Source organism: Bradyrhizobium sp. CW1, from assembly GCF_023100665.1.
In the GTDB taxonomy this organism is placed as follows: domain Bacteria; phylum Pseudomonadota; class Alphaproteobacteria; order Rhizobiales; family Xanthobacteraceae; genus Bradyrhizobium; species Bradyrhizobium canariense_D.
In genome coordinates, this window is sequence record NZ_CP064684.1 from 6729492 (window position 1) to 6748192 (window position 18701).

General features: G+C 58.3%; 13 protein-coding genes and 1 pseudogene. 2 read left to right on the plus strand and 12 right to left on the minus strand.

Translation table 11 applies throughout. The features are described 5' to 3' along the window. Positions 1–332: 332 nt before the first annotated feature. The 7 genes and pseudogenes from IVB54_RS32455 to IVB54_RS32485 all read right to left on the minus strand — a co-directional run. Positions 333–1058: pseudogene (locus IVB54_RS32455) on the minus strand (IS630 family transposase); the annotation flags it as partial. Between the two features lie 256 nt (positions 1059–1314). Further along, on the minus strand, positions 1315–2616 hold the full coding sequence (gene glyA, locus IVB54_RS32460; RefSeq protein WP_276577060.1) for a serine hydroxymethyltransferase: 1302 nt from the start codon (positions 2614–2616) through the stop codon (positions 1315–1317). Further along, complete coding sequence (locus tag IVB54_RS32465) at positions 2610–3983, minus strand: L-serine ammonia-lyase (protein ID WP_247776666.1); 1374 nt, start codon at positions 3981–3983, stop codon at positions 2610–2612. The genes glyA and IVB54_RS32465 overlap by 7 nt, the downstream gene beginning before the upstream one ends. A gap of 1 nt (position 3984) precedes the next feature. Further along, the gene (locus IVB54_RS32470; protein WP_247776667.1) at positions 3985–4581 is read right to left on the minus strand and encodes a sarcosine oxidase subunit gamma family protein; all 597 of its coding nucleotides are present in this window, start codon (positions 4579–4581) and stop codon (positions 3985–3987) included. Further along, positions 4574–7567 carry a sarcosine oxidase subunit alpha family protein gene (locus tag IVB54_RS32475; protein WP_247776668.1) on the minus strand — a complete coding sequence of 998 codons (2994 nt, stop codon included), beginning with the start codon at positions 7565–7567 and terminating at the stop codon, positions 4574–4576. The genes IVB54_RS32470 and IVB54_RS32475 overlap by 8 nt, the downstream gene beginning before the upstream one ends. Next, positions 7564–7851 (minus strand): sarcosine oxidase subunit delta, encoded by a 288-nt coding sequence (locus tag IVB54_RS32480; protein WP_247776669.1) that lies wholly within the window; start codon positions 7849–7851, stop codon positions 7564–7566. Before IVB54_RS32480 ends, IVB54_RS32475 begins: the two co-directional genes overlap by 4 nt. A gap of 14 nt (positions 7852–7865) precedes the next feature. Continuing rightward, positions 7866–9119 (minus strand): sarcosine oxidase subunit beta family protein, encoded by a 1254-nt coding sequence (locus IVB54_RS32485; protein WP_247776670.1) that lies wholly within the window; start codon positions 9117–9119, stop codon positions 7866–7868. Between the two features lie 299 nt (positions 9120–9418). Here IVB54_RS32485 and IVB54_RS41805 point away from each other — a divergent pair, with 299 nt between their 5' ends. Further along, positions 9419–9574: a dihydroneopterin aldolase gene (locus tag IVB54_RS41805; protein WP_346658837.1), complete on the plus strand. Its 156-nt coding sequence runs from the start codon at positions 9419–9421 to the stop codon at positions 9572–9574. Further along, positions 9555–9815, plus strand: coding sequence for a dihydroneopterin aldolase (locus IVB54_RS32490; RefSeq protein WP_247777541.1), 261 nt, complete (start codon positions 9555–9557; stop codon positions 9813–9815). The genes IVB54_RS41805 and IVB54_RS32490 overlap by 20 nt, the downstream gene beginning before the upstream one ends. Before the next feature lie 30 nt (positions 9816–9845). Here the strand turns inward: IVB54_RS32490 and IVB54_RS32495 are convergent, their stop codons facing one another. From IVB54_RS32495 to IVB54_RS32515, 5 genes are all read right to left on the minus strand, one after another. Continuing rightward, a complete protein-coding gene (locus IVB54_RS32495; protein WP_247776671.1) occupies positions 9846–11066 on the minus strand; it encodes a GlxA family transcriptional regulator in 1221 nt (406 codons plus the stop codon). Between the two features lie 151 nt (positions 11067–11217). Continuing rightward, positions 11218–12267, minus strand: coding sequence for an ABC transporter substrate-binding protein (locus IVB54_RS32500; RefSeq protein WP_247776672.1), 1050 nt, complete (start codon positions 12265–12267; stop codon positions 11218–11220). An 892-nt stretch (positions 12268–13159) separates the two neighbouring features. Further along, entirely contained in the window at positions 13160–14230 is a 1071-nt protein-coding gene (locus IVB54_RS32505) for a CobW family GTP-binding protein (RefSeq protein WP_247776673.1), read from the minus strand. Further along, positions 14227–15873: an amidohydrolase gene (locus IVB54_RS32510; RefSeq protein WP_247776674.1), complete on the minus strand. Its 1647-nt coding sequence runs from the start codon at positions 15871–15873 to the stop codon at positions 14227–14229. The genes IVB54_RS32505 and IVB54_RS32510 overlap by 4 nt, the downstream gene beginning before the upstream one ends. Before the next feature lie 204 nt (positions 15874–16077). Continuing rightward, on the minus strand, positions 16078–18531 hold the full coding sequence (locus IVB54_RS32515) for an FAD-dependent oxidoreductase (RefSeq protein ID WP_247776675.1): 2454 nt from the start codon (positions 18529–18531) through the stop codon (positions 16078–16080). Between the last annotated feature and the right edge of the window lie 170 nt (positions 18532–18701).

An 18701-nucleotide genomic window follows, 5' to 3' on the forward strand; every position in this document is an offset into this window, starting at 1 on the left:
TTGTCGCTCGCAACGAATGACAGTCAATAGTGAGGTCGATGGAGAGAAACTCTGCAAGAAGTAATGTTTCTGGCAGGAAAGCTGCGTCCACGTCATGAGAACAGTTTTGAGCTGGGAGTGGGACACTTTGCAATCTGTCGGTCGCGCGCCAGCGGGGCGGCAAGAAACTGGCAGCGACGCTATTTTATAGTCATTGCGAGGCTGGCACCTCGGGCTGATAGCGGTGGCTACTCCCGTCCAGATTGCAAGGATCAGATGATCGATTACTTGCCGAACGGATTGGCGGGTCGGCGAACAAACAAAACGTCGCGTGCGCGAAGCCGAGGCGGCTCTCAACGAAAATTGCTTGCGCCCTTAAGGGGCTCGCCCGGTCCAGGTACTGATCTTCGATGCCCTGAGTTTTTGAGATAGTTCGCGCATTCTTCGGACGTGAAGGTGTCGAGGAGTGCGCCGATGGCGGCGCAGACTGCATCGACGGTTCATGCGGCTGCCTTGCGGAGCAGATGTTTGAGCTTGGCAAAGTCCTATTCGATTGGGTTCAGGTCGGGTGAGTATTTTGGCAGGAAGAACAGCTTGGCTCCGGCGGGGCGGATATGCTGGCGCACGGCTTTGCTTCTGTGGCTGCCGAGATTGTCCAGGACGACGATATCGCCGGGACGAAGGGTCGGTAGGAGAACCTTCTCGACATAGATCCGGTCACGCCATCGATTGGTCCCTCGATGAACCATAGTGCATCGATCCGGTCATGGCGCAGGGCCGCCAGGTCACGGCTTTCCAGCGGCCGTGAGGAACCTCGGTGGCGAGTCTGTGCCCGCGCGGCGCCCATCCCGCAACGGCCCAATGTCGGTCCGGGTCCAGGTCTCGTCGATGAAGACCAGCCGCTCAGCTTCGAGGCGACCTTGGTACTTTGGCCACTGGGCTCGCCGCCGTGCCACGTCGGGACGATCGCGTTCGCCAGCCACCACGGTTTTTTTGAGGCTGAGCTTCTCGGCATGCACGAAGTCCCACACCGAGTGGTAGTCGACCTTCGGGTCGCGGGCGGCAAGCTCGGCAACGAGCCTGCCTGGCCTGCGCAAAGCTGACACTCACCTGCTTGGTTTAATCCGAACTTTCGATCTGACGCTCACCGCACAACCCTTTAGCGCAGCAGCGCGGCTGTCTGCGGCTGTCTTGAGACCCGCTCTCAAACCCGATCTCGCCCCGAGCTTTCCCGGAGGTCACAACCGGTTCCAAGTTCATGTCGAAGTCCTGCCGCTGCTCGGCAGCACACTTTCGTCGATGAAGACCAAGTGCTCAGCTTCGATGCCGGTCCTATCAATAGATCGGGAATCTTGCTACCAGCTCAGCTACGCGCGATCGTACCCTTTCCTCGATGGCGGGGGCTTCGCCAGTATTGGAGGCGGAAATGGCATCGAGTACGTCCGCAATGAGCCCCCCTATGGTGCTGAATTCAGACACACCAAAGCCGCGCGAAGTTGCGGCTGCAGTACCGAGCCGAATGCCCGAGGTGACGGTCGGCTTCTCCGGATCGAACGGGACGCCGTTCTTGTTGCAGGTAATCCTAGCGCGCCCGAGCGCAATTTCCGCCGCTTTCCCCGTTAATCCCCTGGAACGCAGGTCTACCAACATCAGGTGATTTTCCGTTCCCCGCGATACGATCGCATAGCCTCGCGCCTGGAGCTCACTTGAAAGCGTTACGGCGTTAGCAACGACGTTGCATGCATACTGGCGAAATTCTGGCGAAAGCGCTTCTCCGAACGCGACTGCCTTTGCCGCAATGACATGCATCAGGGGGCCCCCCTGCAAGCCTGGAAAAATCGCCGAGTTGATCCTCTTGGCTAATTCCTCGTCATTGGTCAGAACAATTCCTCCCCTCGGCCCACGCAGCGTTTTGTGTGTCGTCGAGGTCACGACGTGTGCATATGGGAAAGGCGACGGATGGACGCCACCTGCCACGAGGCCAGCGAAATGCGCCATGTCGACCACGAGATAAGCGCCGACAGAATCAGCGATCCTACGAAAAGTGGCAAAATTCCAGAAGCGCGAATAGGCCGACCCGCCCGCGATGATAACCTTCGGCTTGCACTCCTTCGCAGTACGTTCAAGTGCCTCCATGTCGATTAAATGATCGTCTGGCCGCACCCCGTAGGATACGACGTTGAACCATTTGCCTGACATATTCGGCTTTGCGCCGTGCGTCAGATGGCCGCCAGCTGAGAGGTCTAATCCCATGAAGGTATCGCCTGGCTTCATCAGGGCCATGAACACGGCCTGATTGGCCTGGCTTCCCGAATTAGGCTGCACATTTGCAAATTGGCAGCCAAATAGCTCCTTGGCGCGGTCACAAGCGACAGTCTCGGCTATATCCACGAATTCGCAACCGCCATAGTAACGCCGACCGGGGTAGCCTTCAGCATACTTGTTGGTGAGAATCGATCCTTGGGCCTGAAGCACAGCATTCGAAACGATATTCTCCGAGGCAATCAGCTCAATCTCGCCACGTTGTCGACCGAGTTCGTCTCTGATGACTCCAGCAATGAGGGGATCGCTCTGGTCAATGTCAGCAGAGAAGAACCCGCCAACTGTCATCTGATTCATAGGTTCGCTCCTTAACATTCGGCAAGATTTGCGGCGAGCCCCCCGAGCGAGGTCTCCTTGTACTTCGATTGCATGTCGCGGCCGGTCTCCCGCATGGTTGCAATGACCTTATCGAGGGACACGACATGAGATCCGTCGCCCTGCAATGCGAGCGACGCGGCGCTGATGGCCTTGATCGCGCCGAAGGCGTTGCGCTCGATACAGGGCACTTGAACAAGCCCGCCTATAGGATCGCAGGTCATCCCAAGATGATGCTCCATGCCGATTTCCGCGGCGTTCTCGATTTGCGCATTGCTGCCGCCAAGGACGGCGGCAAGACCGGCCGCTGCCATAGAACAGGCGACACCAACTTCGCCCTGGCAACCAACCTCGGCACCGGAGATCGACGCGTTCATCTTGAATAAAGCGCCAATGGCAGACGCTGTCAGCAAGAATTGCCGCACACCAGCAGCGTTGGAGTTGCGGCAATGATCGCGATAGTATCGCAAGGTCGCTGGTACGATTCCTGCGGCTCCATTCGTGGGCGCGGTCACCACCCTGCTTCCAGCCGCGTTCTCCTCATTGACGGCAATGGCATACAGGCTAACCCAATCCAGAATTTCGTGTTGCGCGCGATCGTTTGCCCCCGCCGACGAAGCAAGCTTCTGGTACAAAGTGGGCGCTCGCCGACGAACGCCCAAGCCGCCGGGCAGCTCACCTTGGGTGACCATACCGCGGTCAATGCAGGCCATCATCACTTGGACGATCCGATCGAGCTGATGCTCAATATCCGTTGGCGCACGTGAAGCCGCCTCGTTTGCTAAGACCATTTCGGCAATCGAGAGGCGCGATGCTGCTCCCATGTCCAGCAGGTCCTTTCCCGATCGGAACGGATACGGAACAGGAGTTGCAACAGTTGCAGGTACGCGCCCAAGCTCAGATTCACGTACGACGAACCCGCCGCCCACGGAACACCACCGCTCCTCCCGCATCATCTCACCCTCCGAATCAAGGGCTAAGAACGTAAGCGTATTTGGGTGTTGAAGCGGGACGGGCAAGCGATCGAATGTGATAGCGGTGCCGGGGTCGAACGCGATTGAAAGCTGACCTGCGAAATTCAACAGCCGGTCCTGGCGCACAGATGCGACAATGGTCTCTGCGAAATCTGGATCAATCGTCTCGGGTGAGTGGCCGGCGAGCCCGAGAATGACGGCCTTGTCAGTTCCGTGCCCCTTTCCAGTCCATGCGAGGGAGCCAAACAAGCCCACGCGAACCGCAGCAAGGCGTGGCAAGAGACCGGCGCCGAGTATGGCTTCACTGAAAGCTGCAGCAGCCTTCATCGGCCCTACCGTGTGCGACGACGATGGGCCAATCCCCACCTTGAACAGCTCGAAAACAGAAATCAAGTTAGACCACCCAAACGTTATCATGCTGCGCCGCGAGCTCACTTCGAGCCTCGTCTAGCAATTGCCATACATAAGGAACAAACGAACGCCAGACATCAACATGAAAAGTAGAGATGTCCAGCCGCAAGAGGATGACTGGCGCCTTGCCGATCACGGTCCGCGTGCACATGCCGACTGGAAACTGCGCGGGCGATAGATCCAGTGGGCAGCCGTGATTGAGAATATACTCGCTCTTAGGTCCCGAGACTGAAAAGTCCAATGAGCGATGGGTAACATCGACAAGTGCGTGGGAGTGCTCCTTCAGACTATCGTGCAGAAGTGCAAACAGTGCCTCCGGTATTTCGTCGACAGCCTGCAGTAACCATTCATCTGGACCCAGCCATGCTGCGGTCCTTGCTCCCTTGCTTGCAAAGCGGCATGGCTCTTGAGGCAGGTTGATGCAAAAGGCATCGCTTACGGCCCTTACCGCCGCAGAGCGGCCGCGGAAGGCGACCTTCACTGCGGCGGGAAGGACAGCGAGCATTGCGCCAGATATCGTGCGCGCATTCAATGCGAGCCCAGTCAGCACGTCTGATTGCAGTGAATATGAATCAGGCATTGAGCCGCACGCCTTTCGGATCGTAGAAGATGGGCTGGACGACGTCGACCTCAACGGCTCCAGCGTGAGTCGGCACTGACAATCGCGTCCCGGCGCGGCTCCTTCCAGCACGGATGAGCGCAAGCGCAATCGGCCTGCCGAGCGTTTCGCTCCAGTAAGATGACGTTACGTGACCAAGCATGGTCATGGGAATGCGCTCATTCGGATCCGCGACCACCTGTGCGCCCTCTTCGAGGAGGGTTCTGGCATCGACGGTCAACAGTCCAACAAGCTGTTTGCGATCGTCTTGTGTCAGTGCCGCCCTTGCGAGCGAGCGCTTGCCGACGAAGTCCCTCTTGGCCTTACCGACCGCCCAGCTTAGTCCGACGTCGTCAGGCGTTATCGTGCCATCAGTCTCCTGCCCGACGATGATGTAGCCTTTCTCAGCGCGCAGAACATGCATCGTCTCGGTTCCGTAAGGCGTGATGCCGTAGTTCTGCCCCTCCGCCATGATTGATTCCCATACTGCCAAAGCGCATCCGCTCGGCACATTGACTTCGAAGCCGAGTTCGCCCGTAAACGAGACCCGAAACAGCCGGGTCGGGACGCCGCAGATCCAGGCTTCGCGTACGCTCATATGAGGCATCGCTTCGGCGGAGACATCGATTCCTTTGACGAGCGGGGCCAGCGACTTGCGCGCATTGGGTCCTTGGACCGCGATCACCGCCCATTGCTCGGTTGTCGAGGTCAGCCAGACCTCGAGATCAGGCCATTCGGTTTGCAGGTAGTCTTCCATCATGTTCAGGACACGAGCCGCCCCGCCTGTGGTCGTCGTGACATGGAAGCGATCCGGCGCGAGACGGCCAATGACACCGTCGTCAAGAATGAAGCCATCCTCGCGCAGCATGACGCCATACCGAAGCCGGCCGGGCTCAAGCTTGTCCCACCCATTGGTGTACATCCGGTTCATGAATGTGGCAGCGTCCTTCCCGACGATCTCGATTTTACCGAGCGTCGAGGCATCAAAGATGCCGACCGACTGCCGCGTCGCTCGACATTCGCGCGCGACGGCATCATGCATCGTTTCGCCGGGTTTCGGGAAATAGTGAGCACGCTTCCACTGGCCGACGTCTTCAAAGACGGCACCGGTTTGTTCCGCCCAGGAATGAATGGGCGCCCTTCGCTCCGGCTCAAACAAGGCGCCGCGAGACTGGCCGGCAAAAATGCCGAAGGTCATTGGCGTGTATGGAGGCCGAAAGGCCGTAAGGCCAGCCTGAGAAGCGGATATGCTCCGCAGTCCTGCGACAATCTGCAGCGCGTTCATGTTCGAGGTTTTGCCTTGATCGGTCGCCATTCCTATTGTCGTGTAGCGCTTGACGTGCTCGATCCCCCTGAATCCCTCGCGTACCGCCAGAGTGATGTCGTTCGTGGTGACGTCGTTTTGGAAATCTACCCATGCGCGCGCTTTCCGCTTTCGGCCGGTCGTCGGCGCACCGATCAAACCGCCTGATGCCACGCTTCGCGCTTCCACCAAGAACGATTTCGCAATCGAAACGTCGGCACCGAGCTGCGCCGCGGCGGCCAGACCACCTGAAAACCCGTCATTCAGCGCGGCTGCGAGATCATAGACACCGCGACAAGCGCCTACAGACCTCTCCCGCTCCATGGACACGTCGGGGAGGTAGGCCTGCAGACCATCGTCGTACTTCAGCTGGCCGCGCGACTGCGAGAACAGATGCACGCTTGGCGCAAACCCGCCGGACATCAGGACCAGATCGCAGTTGACCTTTCGTCGCTCAGGCTTTCCTGTATCGGTCGAGACGAGTGTTGCCGAGGACACGCGCAGGCGGCCGGTCGTCGTCGCGAGCGACGTCTGTGGCATAACGTCTATACCCTTCTCCCTGGCGCGCTCCACCCAGTATCCGCTCGGGCTGCTGCGAAGATCGGCAATGGCGGGGATTACTACTCCCGCAACCTGGAGATCGACCGCTGCCCGGTATGCGCTGTCGCTGGCTGTAACCACGACCGCGCGCGCTCCCGGGAGTACACCGAAGCGATTCACGTATGTGCGAGCGGCCTCCGCCATCATGACCCCTGGCCTATCGTTTTGCGGAAACACAATCGGCAGCTCGATTGCGCCTGTCGCAAGCACGATCTCCTGTGCCCTCACCTGCCACAACCGCTCACGCGGCAACTTGCCCCCTTCCGTCAAATGATCGGTGACTCGCTCATTGAGCCCGATGAAATTGTGTGGGTACCAGCCAAATGCCGTCGTACGCGCCATCAGGGTGACGTTCGGTAATGAGGCGAGTTCGTCCAGCATGGCTCTGCACCAATCGGCCGCCGCTCGCCCATCGATTTTTGCGACGGTTTCGGCCAGAAGGGAGCCGCCCATTTCCGCCTGCTCGTCGCAGAGGATCACCCTTACGCCGGTTTGAGCCGCAGCGATGGCGGCCGCAATCCCGGCCGGTCCGGCGCCAACGACCAGCACATCGCAATGGGCGTAGACCTGCGTATAACGATCGGAGTCGGCCGTGGTCGGAGCCCGGCCCAGCCCTGCGGCCCGGCGGATCAAAGGCTCGTAGACATGCTTCCAGCCCGCCTTGGGCCACATGAACGTCTTGTAGTAGAACCCTGCGGGAAGAAATGCCGACAGGACCTCGATCACCGCGCCGACGTCGAAAGCCAAAGCCGGCCAGCGATTTTGACTTTCGGCGACCAGACCTTCGTATATCTCGACCTGGGTCGCCCTCAGGTTCGGGGTGTAATGAGCCTCATCGCGCCCCACCCCAACCAGTGCGTTCGGCTCCTCGGCGCTGGCCGTCATGATGCCCCGCGGACGGTGATACTTGAATGATCGGCCAACGAGATGCACGCCGTTCGCAATCAACGCTGACGCCAGCGTGTCTCCGACAAATCCCTGATAGGGCTTTCCATCGAAAGTGAAACGGACAGGCTTGCTGCGGTCGACGCGCCCTCCTGTCGCCAGACGGAATCGTGTCCTCATGCGGTCGCTCCACCCTCATTGCGGGGAGAGTTCGTTAGGTAGGTGGCGGTGATCTTGTCGTCGAGCGTATTCCTGCTCGCATTGAAGAACCGGCCGCACCCGTGGATGTGACGCCAGCGTTCGGCATGCATCCCCCTGGGATTGCTTCGCAGATAGAGATACGCACTCCATGCCTCATCATCGAGGTTCATTGGATCTGGGGGTCGGCTGACATGCGCTTCGCCACCATAGAGGAATTCAAGTTCCGGCCTCGGACCGCAATATGGGCAGTTGATCAGAAGCATCGTTGCATGTCTCGCTAATGAGCCACGGCAGCCGCGGCCGCCTCGTCAATCAGGAATCCGTCCCGGAATCGCTCGATCGTGAACGGGGCATTGAATGCATGCGGCTCGTCCTTTGCAATAGTCCACGCGAACAGATCGCCCGAACCCGGTGTTGCCTTGAAACCGCCGGTGCCCCACCCGCAGTTGATAAAGAGACCTGGTGTGGGAGTCTTACCAATAATCGGCGACCGATCCGGGGTGACATCGACGATACCGCCCCAGTTGCGGAGCATGCGTAGCCTGCGGAACATCGGAACCAATTCGCAGACTGCGTCCAGCGTGTGATTAGCAATGTGAAGACCTCCTCGCTGCGCATACGAGATGTACGCGTCAGTGCCCGCACCAATGACGAGCTCGCCCTTGTCAGATTGCGAGAGGTAGGCATGAATCGTGTTCGACATCACGACGCACGGGAACACGGGCTTCACCGGCTCAGACACCAGCGCTTGCAACGGAAAACTTTCGAGTGGCAGCCGTAGGCCCGCCATACGGGCGACGACACTGCTGTTGCCTGACGCTACGATGCCGATCTTCTTCGCGCGAATCGAACCGCGCGTGGTCTCGATGCCCTCGACGGCGCCAGAAGGCCCACGGCGAATGCCGGTGACTTCGCAGTTCTCAATGAGATCAACTCCAAGGGCGTCAGCTGCTCGTGCATAGCCCCAAGCCACCGCATCGTGTCGCGCGGTTCCGCCTTTACGTTGCAATGCACCACCCAAGATAGGGTAGCGCATGGAGCCGCCGACGTTGAGCGGCGGACAGAATGCCTTGCATTGCTCCGGTGAGAGCCATTCGTTCTCGACACCGTTCAGTCGGTTCGAATGGACATGCCGCTTGAAGACCTGCACGTCGTGAATGTTGTGCGCCAGCATCAATACGCCGCGCGGGGAGTACATCACGTTGTAATTCAGCTCACGCGATAATCCATCCCATAGAGTCAGTGCGTGATCATAGAGCCGCGCACTCTCGTCAAACAGATAGTTCGATCGGATGATCGTAGTATTTCGTGCGGTGTTGCCGCCACCAAGCCATCCCTTCTCGACGACCGCGACATTGGTTATCCCGTGTTTCTTGGCTAGATAGAACGCGGTGGCGAGCCCATGGCCGCCTCCCCCAATGATGACAACATTATACGCAGGTTTCGGATCGGGCGAGCGCCATTGGGGCTGCCAATGAAGCTGGCCCGTAAATCCTCCGCGCAAGAGAGAGAATAATGAGAACCGTTGCATCCGGCGCACTCCTTTGAACCAAACCTAGCTTGTTCCCATCCGGCATACAGGCATAAGAGCGTCAACAATCTTGGATGTTGGCGACACTGCAACAGGGACCCCGGTTCCGTCTGGCGGAGCAATTTGATGAGATACAACATGAAGTCCTTCTGCCGTGCAGTGGGTAAATGCCGACAGATGCGAGAGTTTTGGCACGCTCATGCTGGTCAGCATGGCCGAAGATCCTTACCCTTTGAAGGTTGCGCCTGAGGAATTTTCACCTGATCAGCAGGCGCACCGCTGAGGAGCCATTGAGAGCCATGTTAGGCCATCGCTTTGACAACACGAGTTTCATAAAAGCATTGGTCGTACACGCCCGGCATGGGCTTCTTCCTCACGAAGCGCAGTTCGGCCAGAAGTTTGTCATCGACGTCGATCTACACGCCGACCACCTTGATGCAGCCCGGTCTGTCTGACAACGTCAATGATACCATAGACTACTCAGAGGTTGTAACCCTAGTGATGAAGTCATTTGCCGCCTCGGGACGTTGCTTGCTCGAGCCACTGGCTGCGGCGATCGCGGAGGAATTACTTCGAACGTATGCGGGGTTGGATGCCGTAACGGTAACGGTGCATAAGCCGCACGCGCCCGTTGTCGCGAACTTTGACGATGTTGGCGTTCGGACAACGCGCAGGCGCCCGTCGACACCCCCGTGACGAGCCGACCCTTGTTGATCGAGCTGACAATCAGAAGTACGGCCGGCGCTCGCGTTGCAGGAAGCCCGCGGGATCGATCTTAATCTCTCGGATCATCTCACCTCCATTGTTCCTGTCGGACGATGTAGTCAACGGCTGCTGGATGAGCCTCCAATCTGGCACTGATAACCCAATGGAGCCAAACCGCGCGGCGGGACTTCCTGCCTGCTTGTCCTGCCAACCCTGAATTAGCGCATTCATGGAAGCGATTCCGTTACGGCGGGCAATCGAAGGCGTGCAGCCAAACGTTCCTCGAAAGACCCGATTGAAGTGCGAAACATCTGAAAAGCCGCTCTCGGTCGCAATCGATGTGATGGAGTTGTGCGACTGTGCAAGAAGCCAGAGGCCGTAAAAGATGCGCAGATCGCGTGAGAATTCTTGAATGCTCTTTCCCGTGGCACTTCGAAAGAGCCGCTCGAGCTGTCGTTTCGACAGAGCAACCTTGATGGCTATGTCAAGAGTCTTGGGCGGCGTACTCAGGTTTTGCTCAATTACCAGCATGGCGCGTCTAACCCGCGTGTCGTCGACCGTTGCCATACTTGGTGGTTGAGGCTGCGGGTGGGCTGCAATGCGGGCCTCGTCGGTGATCATGATATGTAGGCTCTTTTGGGCGCGGCCCGGCCCCAAGTGGCGTTCGACCATCCAAGCCGCAAGATCGAGCGCTGCGAGTCCCCCAGCACAGGTGATGAACTTGCCATCTTCGACAAATAATTGGTCCGCAACAGGAATGATATCGGCGTAACGCTCAACAAAATCTGGAAAATGATACCAGCTCACGCAGCACTTGCGCCCCTGCAAAAGCTGCGCCTCCGCTAGTGCAAAGCTTCCAGTGCACACGCCGGCGATCGATACGCCACGATCAGCTGCCTGACAAAGGAACTGCAACGTCCTGGAATGATAGATGAGGCCGCGATCCAGCAATCCGCCGACGACCACGATGTAGTCGAAGCGTTCTGGCCGGTCGAACGTCTCCCAGGGCGCGACTTGCAAGCCACAACTTGCCGAAATCGGATTAAGATCCGGCGCGAGAATGCTCCAGGAGCAGCGTTCGGGACGACTTCGGTCCCCCTCATCTGCAGCCAATCGTAACAGATCGATGATTGAGGAGAAGGCGATCAAAGTGAAATTCGGCAATAAAACAAAGCCCACTGCTAACTTGCGGCACGGGAACTTGCCGGAGACTGAACCGGTTTTGATCTTGGTGTCAGCCATCCACGGTCTCTTTGCGAACAAATATAGAGTTGCGATCCCCGGATCGGGCGCAAGTTTGCACCGTTACCTTGCGCGCCGCCTTTGCTTAGTTCAGTGAAGGCCACTGATGGCGCGGAGGAGGACGCCCTCCGCGCCATTCCTACGTTGGACCTTACTTTGCGAGCCAGGCGGTAAAGCGCTGGCGCAACTCGGTACCCTTGTCAGCCCAGACCTTGGAGTCGACCTTCAAGCCAACACGGTCATGGTCCGGGGCCGTGGGGAGTTGGGGCATGATCGCCGGATCGATAAGTGGCATCGCGTCTTGGTTGGCCGGACCATAGGGCATGTAGCGCGTGAACTCGACTTGCGCCTGAGGCGAACCGGCGAAGGCGATGAACTTGTACGCGTCGTCCTGCCGCGAAGCGCCCTTGGGAATCGCCCACCCGGTAAAGCTCAGTAGCACGCCATCCCACATGATCTCGAAATGCTTGCCGGAGTTCTTGACGGCATCGGAGATGCGGCCGCTATAGGCTGCGGTCATGACAACCTGCCCGTCGGCTAGAAGCTGCGGGGGCTGCGCACCGGCCGTCCACCAGACAACGTCCTTCTTGATCGTGTCGAGCTTCTTAAAGGCGCGGTCGACGCCTTCCGGCGTGTTGAGCACCTTGTAGATGTCCTTGACGGCCACGCCGTCGGCCATCAGCGCCCATTCGAGGTTAGAGTAGGGATCCTTAAGCAGTCCCCGCTTGCCAGGAAACTTCTGCAGGTCGAAGAGGTCGGAAATGGTCTTCGGGCCGTTGGCCAGCTTGTCCTTGTCATAAACGATGACGATGCTGGTGAACTGCATGGGTACGCCGCAGTCATAGCCGTCGGCGCCCCGAAACTTAGCACGGTCGAGGCCCAGCTTGCTCCAGTCGATGGGTTCGAGAATTCCGGCATCACATAGCCTTATGGCATCCGATTCGCCGATGTCGACCAGGTTCCAGCTTACGGTTTTGGACTCGACCATGGCGCGGATCTTGGTGGTCTCGCCATTGTACTCGTCCTCAGTGATCTTGATTCCGGTCGCCTTTGTGAAGGGCTCGAAATAGGCCTTGCGCTGGGTCGTCTGATAGGCTCCGCCCCAGGAGGTGATCGTGAGCTGATCGCCCGCAAAGGCGGGGTTCATAGGCGCGAGCATGCCCAATGTCAGCCCAGTCAAGGCAACGGCGCTCGCCCTCATCCATGATTTCCTCATCGTCTAACCCTCCCACTATGCCGCTCCGGTATGGAGACGGCGCTGCTTAAGATCCCTGCCCGCCTTGTCGACGGTGCCCTCGGATCGTCCTCCCGCCGCATCGAGCACCCGACAATTTTCAGGTTTTCCGACCGATGGTGATCGCCGCACCGGACTCGAGCTGCACTCCGGACCTCGGCAGCTTTGTTACAAAATCATAATGGCCGCCGGGCACGCACGTGCAGAAAACTTGAGAAGGCATCTTTCGTGTGTGGCATCGGCCTCATCCCCCGCGCGTCCTAGCGCCCAGCGATCACCCGCGCCGCCGACTACCAGAGCACGACGTTGGTTCTTGTGGATGGCAGCTTCTCGAGGTGCCCGTCGAGACCATGCGGATGGTCGTAAATGAGGCTCTGCGCTTGACCAGCCGAAGCATTCCGTCCCTACTTGTGTTCAAACGCGACCTTGAGGTCGACAGAAAGTGCGTTCTTTCATCAGGATAGTATCAGTGTGCTAAAGCCGAAATTCATCGATGTGTCCCTTCGCATTGATGCAATTCTGCGTTAACCTGCCAGAGTGTGAGGGTTCATGTCGTGCGCAACCACGCCGGCGGTGTGAGCTTTGGAATATGGGCTGGCAACTGATAGCCGATCTGCTCATCAGTGGCGTTGGTGCACCGCGCGACGAATGCGGCTGGGAACACACCCTGTGAAGGGCAACCATGCGGGCCGCGTATCTGAGCATCGACTGGAGGCCGCCTTGAAATCGCGTCCGTGAAACCAGGAGTAGAGAACGAGGAGTTTCGGTGATCACTTGTCCCCGGGTGCTGAGGCAGTCGACGTCAACGCGGCCAATTCTTGATGAATCTGCCAAGCCGGAGCAAGCGCCAAGAGCTCGGTCATTGTTCGTCCTTCAGCATGGTTCTCGCTGGACGGGTGGCGACCGCAGCAAAATGCCGCTCGACATCGCGCTCGCTCCACCCCGATGATGGACCTATAACAACGAGGCTAGAGGTTCGGCAGGATCGAGCTGCTGTGTCTCGATCAAAGCTCTCCCGTCTTCCGACGCGCTGATAAACAGAGCGATGCACCGGGTCATCTTGGAGGGTGAAAACCCCCTTCGCCCTGATAACATGGGCCGGGAGCTCGCGCAGCGCAGCCAAAAGCAATTCTCGATCGAGCGGAACCTCCCAAGAGCCTGTCCAGCTTGCGAAGGACGAGGCGTGTCCTTCCGTCGTGCACCGGATTCTCGAGGTGCGCTCGGTGCTGATCCCGAGAACGACATCGACGGGAACATCGGCTTGCACGACTTCAACGATGGTCCGTGGTGCCGCGATTTGCTCAATGCGAGTACGAACGAAGTCCGCCCCGCCATCTAGCAGATCGACCTTGTTGAGAACGATTAGATCCGCGGCCATAAGTTGGGACGAGACAAGCCACGCAGTTTCAGGGTCTTCAACATGGCCAAGGAATGTTTCCGCATCCACCAAAGTCAGGATGCCGTTTAGCCGGATTGCAGGATTGGCCAGCGCTACTTGTGCGATGCCATGTGGATCAGCGACGCCGCTGGCTTCGAGGACAACTGCATCTGGCGGTTCGGACCGCTGAAGCAGCCGCAGCAACGCCTTGGTGAGATCTCCTGATATCGAACAGCAGACGCATCCGTTCGTCAAGCCGATGGCCTCGTCGCTCCGAGAGCGTATCAAGTCTTGGTCGATGTTGATGGCACCAAAATCGTTGACGAGCACGGCAATCCGCCGCCCATGACGTTCGGAGAGTAGCCGGTTGATCAGAGTCGTCTTTCCAGCGCCGAGAAAGCCGCTGATGAGAGTCAACGGCAACGTCGGGCCAGTTTGCACGCCTGCTGGGATCAGCCGAGCAGCTTCGAATATTCCCATCAACATCTTCATTGCTTCGCGATGGCGCGAAGCTAGTGCGCTATCTAGCGGCTTCTGCGCTTCGCGAGTCATGCCGGCTGCAGCTTTCCGCCAAGCACTGTGCCCCAGACCTTGATGTCCTTCAGTCCAATTGGATCGACTTCAAATGGATCGCTCTCCAGGATCGCGAAGTCGGCAAACTTGCCGGGCTCGAGGCTGCCTAGCTTTTGCTCAGCGCCAAGGACGTATGCGGCGTCGATCGTGATTGCTCGCAGCGCGCGTTCGACACCAACCCTCTCGCCCGGGGCAAGAACCGTTTTACCGTCGCGAGCAATTCGATTTACGGCAACCCATGCCGCCGTGAGCGGATGCAGAGGCACAAGAACGAGTGAATAGTCGGAATGCAGTGCGAAGATCACGCCCTCACGTTCCAGAGAACCAAGTCGTGCCACTGCTTCTGAGCGGTCCGGACCAAACCCGTGCTCGCTGTGGACCTGGCTGCGATAGTGCACAAAGTAGTTGTTCACGCTGGCGATCCCACCAAGCGCCTTGAGGCGGCGGGCTTGGTCCGGCCTACTGATGCAGTAGTGCTCCAGGGTGAAGCGGTGGTCGAACTTTGGCGCGATGTTTTGCAGCGTGGCAAGTGCATCGAGCGAGGCATCAATCGCCTCATCCCCATTTGCGTGACAATGGATTTGGATTCCGGCTTTCCAGAACGGAAGCATTCGTTCGTGAAGCGCATCCCAGGGAATGTCGTTTCTAAGGCCGTTACTTCCATCGAGATAACCGGGGAAATTCAGACGCAGTGACATCGCGGGGAATGAACCATCCGACAGGAATTTAATGCCGCGGATAAACAACTTATCGTTGCTCCTCCTCATTGCATCCAGCAAGAAATCCGCGGCGTCGCCACCGTGATCCGCGTAGAGACACATTTCCAATGGCACGAGCCCCATGCGGACCGGATAGTTTGGGTCGCACACCACCGTCGAATGCAACTGCCATTCGCTTTCGTTGCTGCCCATGTCGGCGGTCGTGGTCACGCCGGCTTTGCGCGCGATATCGCCCATCCTCCGCAGGCCCTCCGCGCCCCCTCGCTCGGCGAGCACATCCCGCATTGCGCCGAGCGCAAGGCGGCCAGCCTCAAGTTCGACGAACTGGCCGTTCAATCGCCCGTCGGGATATCGCATGACACCGTGGACGTTCGAATTTGCTGGAATTGTGGCCCACGAGATCGCGGCGCTATTCAGATAAGTAAAGTGCGGCGCGTAGGAGATGACCCAGATGGGCCGCGTGTCGGAGACCTCGTCCAGTTCGTCGCGGTGGAGATGACCCCCCTGCGACGCTGGATCTAACCCCCACGCAATCAACGGCGCAGTGGGATCGGGAGCGGAACTGTCAGCTTCACGCAGTTTGGCAATGACCTCGCGCCGAGTCGGCAGGCCGCGATTGATCCCCTGCGGCCCGGGCGAATCGATTGGTCCAATATAGTGTGTAGCAAGGTAACCGGCCGAGAGCGCGAAATGGGTATGTGGATCGATCAGTCCTGGCATGATGATCTTGTCCGCGAATGTGTCGTCGATCTTGTAGGAATGACGGCTGAGCCATGGCCGCATGGAATCGATTGTTCCGGTCGAGAGCACACGGCCGTCCATGACGGCGACACAATGAGCAAAAGGCCGACCGGCATCCATTGTGATGACGCTGCGTGCCCGGTATACTGTGATCTCGCTCATTGTGACCTGCACTTTCTACCGATTTGAGTGCGAATGAAGGTCGGACAACCGAGATCCGCAAGAATCCGTCCTTCACGGACTGCAACAGCTTCAACGCGAGATGCGTGCGACGATTGGACCATCAAAAAGTCGGTCGGCTGTGTCCATCTAGGCACCCCATTCCGACGTACCGTTGCAGCAGACGAGGCGCGGATCACGCTGACGCTACGCCAGTATCTTCGAATTGGATGGATCATATTGCGCAGCAAATTGGGCTATGGCTTTGTGGCGCCTTCCGGCCACTTCGATCTCGAATTGTGATGCGGAAAGGAACGAAGCATCTACTCCGTCGTCGTTTTCGACATAGCCCATGCCGAGGGAGGCTCGGACACGATGTCCATAGGCGCCAGAGGTGACGGATCCGACGAGGCGACCATTGGCCCATATGGGTTCTTGATGATATACAAGAGGGGCATCTGGTTCGACCATGCGCAATTGCACGAGCCGGCGGCGTAGGGGTCCTTGTTCCTTCTGTCGCAGCAATGCCTCGCGGCCAATGAACCCTTCCGGTTTTTCTAGTTTCACGGCAAAGCCGAGGCCAGCCTGGTAGGGCGTGTCTTCTGGCCCGATGTCATGGCCCCAGTGGCGATAGCCCTTTTCCATGCGCATAGAGCCAAGGGCGAAGTAGCCAGCGTGTGACAAACCGTAATCAGCGCCCGCCTCAACGACCCTGTCAAAGACATGCGCGGCGAACTCGGCGGGTACGTACAGTTCCCACCCGAGCTCGCCCACATACGTGACGCGACTTGCGCGTAGCTTCGCATAGCCGATCTCAATTTCCTGGCTCGATGCAAACGGAAAGGCCGAATTCGAGAGGTCGCAGCCTGACAACCGCTCGAGCAATGGCCTCGCACTAGGCCCCATAAGACCGAGCATCGGTAATCCCGACGTTACGTCCCGGATAAAAGCGCGGGCCTCATCTGGAGTGTTGCGTCGTAACCAAACTAAGTCTCGAGTTTGCGACGTCGCCGCCGTCACGACCAGGTAAGAATCCTCTGCAATCCGAGTGACTGTGATGTCGGCCTCTATTCCACCCCGCTCGTTTAAGCACTGTGTGTAAACAAGCTTGCCAACGGGCACGTTCACATTGTTGGCACAGATCCGGCTGAGGACCGCACAGGCGTCCCGCCCATCGACCATATACTTGACGAAGCAACTCTGATCAAAGAGTGCGACTTTCCCGGCTGCATTCCGGGACTCCTGACCGACAATATCGAACCAGTTTTGCCGGCCGTATGAATATTCGATTTCCTTTGCCTTTCCGTCGAGGGAGAAGTACCCGGGCCTTTCCCATCCAGCGGCCTCCGTCATCACTGCACCGAGCGCCTTCAACCGATCATGGAAGACGCCTTGACGAACATTGCGTGCAGTCGCGTATTGACGGTACGGCCAATGCATATCGAAGAGAAGGCCAAGAACCTCTTTCGTGCGGTCGTAGAGATACGTTTTGTTCGATTGGAACGGTTGCATGCGGACAACATCGACATCGGCGAGATCGACCGGTGCGTGCCCCTCCTTGATCCAAAAGGCGAGCGCCTTTCCGATGCCCCCGGACGACAAAATGCCGACGGAATTAAAGCCGCAGGCCGTAAAGAGCCCCGACACCTCGGAGGTCTCCCCAAGCAGATATCGATTGTCAGGCGTGAAACTTTCAGGGCCGTTGAAAAACAGCTGTATGCCAGCGTTGGCAAGCGCCGGGACCCGCTTGACCGCCATATCGAGAATTCGTTCGAAATGGTCGAAATCCTCAGGCAGCGAGTCGAAACAGAATTCCGGCGGTATGCCGTCGCGAGCCCATGGCTTAGCATCCCTTTCAAAGCATCCCACAAGCAGCTTCCCGGCGTCTTCCTTGTAGTAAGCCTCTTCGTCGGTCACGAATAGAACCGGTAACTCACGAGGCAAATCCCCAATAGGCTCCGTAACGACGTAGAAATGTTCCGCTGCATGGAGCGGCAGAGAAACGCGTTGCTTCGCTGCGAACTCGCGTGACCACATCCCACCGCAAACGACGACCTTCTTGGCACGAATATTACCTTCATTCGTCGCGACGCCAACGGCACGCCCGCGCTCAACTAAAATCCGGTCGACCTGCAAGTTCTCTATGATCTTCGCGCCGCCCATACGCGCGCCCTTTGCAAAGGCTTGCGTGACATCGGCCGGGTTTACTTGGCCGTCTTTCGGCGCCCATACGCCTCCGAGAATGTCTTCAAGATTGAGCAGTGGCCAACGCTCCTTGATCTCTGCAGGCGAGACGGCATGCATCTCAAGGCCGAAGTTGCGTCCCATCGAAGCGCCGCGTAGCAGTTCTTCCAGACGATCAGGGCTTTTGGCGAGGCGGAGAGCTCCATTCTGTTTGAAACCCGTTTCCTGCCCTGTCTCCGGGCCGAGACTGTGAAACAGCTCCCCGGTGTATTTAGCAAGCTCGGTCATGTTTCGTGTGGCTCGCAATTGCGTCACTAGACCGGCAGCGTGCCAAGTCGTTCCGCACGTCAACTGCTTCCGCTCGAGCAAGACGATATCGCTGATGCCCAGCTTTGTGAGATGATAAGCGACCGAACAGCCCGCTATGCCGCCGCCGACGATCACGACTTCGGCCCTCTCGGGAACCCTTCTTGTCATTATAAGAAACTTCCCATCGATTAGTTCTAAGCGAATGCGACGACATGGCAGTTGAAAGCAGATCGTGAAGGTGATCCGAAGCGGCGGCTAGCTAGGCTTCGCGAGTCCCGTACGGCAGCCGTCATTGCTTGTTCGTTTTGCGAAGTCTCAGTGCATCTAGTGAAATTCGC

Coding starts and splice junctions, on each gene's coding strand:
- glyA (WP_276577060.1), bottom strand. CDS start 2,616: ATGTTAAGGAGCGAACCTATGAATCAGATGACAGTTGGCGGGTTCTTC.
- IVB54_RS32470 (WP_247776667.1), bottom strand. CDS start 4,581: ATGCCTGATTCATATTCACTGCAATCAGACGTGCTGACTGGGCTCGCA.
- IVB54_RS32475 (WP_247776668.1), bottom strand. CDS start 7,567: ATGAGGACACGATTCCGTCTGGCGACAGGAGGGCGCGTCGACCGCAGC.
- IVB54_RS32480 (WP_247776669.1), bottom strand. CDS start 7,851: ATGCTTCTGATCAACTGCCCATATTGCGGTCCGAGGCCGGAACTTGAA.
- IVB54_RS32485 (WP_247776670.1), bottom strand. CDS start 9,119: ATGCAACGGTTCTCATTATTCTCTCTCTTGCGCGGAGGATTTACGGGC.
- IVB54_RS41805 (WP_346658837.1), top strand. CDS start 9,419: ATGTTAGGCCATCGCTTTGACAACACGAGTTTCATAAAAGCATTGGTC.
- IVB54_RS32490 (WP_247777541.1), top strand. CDS start 9,555: ATGCAGCCCGGTCTGTCTGACAACGTCAATGATACCATAGACTACTCA.
- IVB54_RS32495 (WP_247776671.1), bottom strand. CDS start 11,066: ATGGCTGACACCAAGATCAAAACCGGTTCAGTCTCCGGCAAGTTCCCG.
- IVB54_RS32500 (WP_247776672.1), bottom strand. CDS start 12,267: ATGAGGGCGAGCGCCGTTGCCTTGACTGGGCTGACATTGGGCATGCTC.
- IVB54_RS32505 (WP_247776673.1), bottom strand. CDS start 14,230: ATGACTCGCGAAGCGCAGAAGCCGCTAGATAGCGCACTAGCTTCGCGC.
- IVB54_RS32510 (WP_247776674.1), bottom strand. CDS start 15,873: ATGAGCGAGATCACAGTATACCGGGCACGCAGCGTCATCACAATGGAT.
- IVB54_RS32515 (WP_247776675.1), bottom strand. CDS start 18,531: ATGACAAGAAGGGTTCCCGAGAGGGCCGAAGTCGTGATCGTCGGCGGC.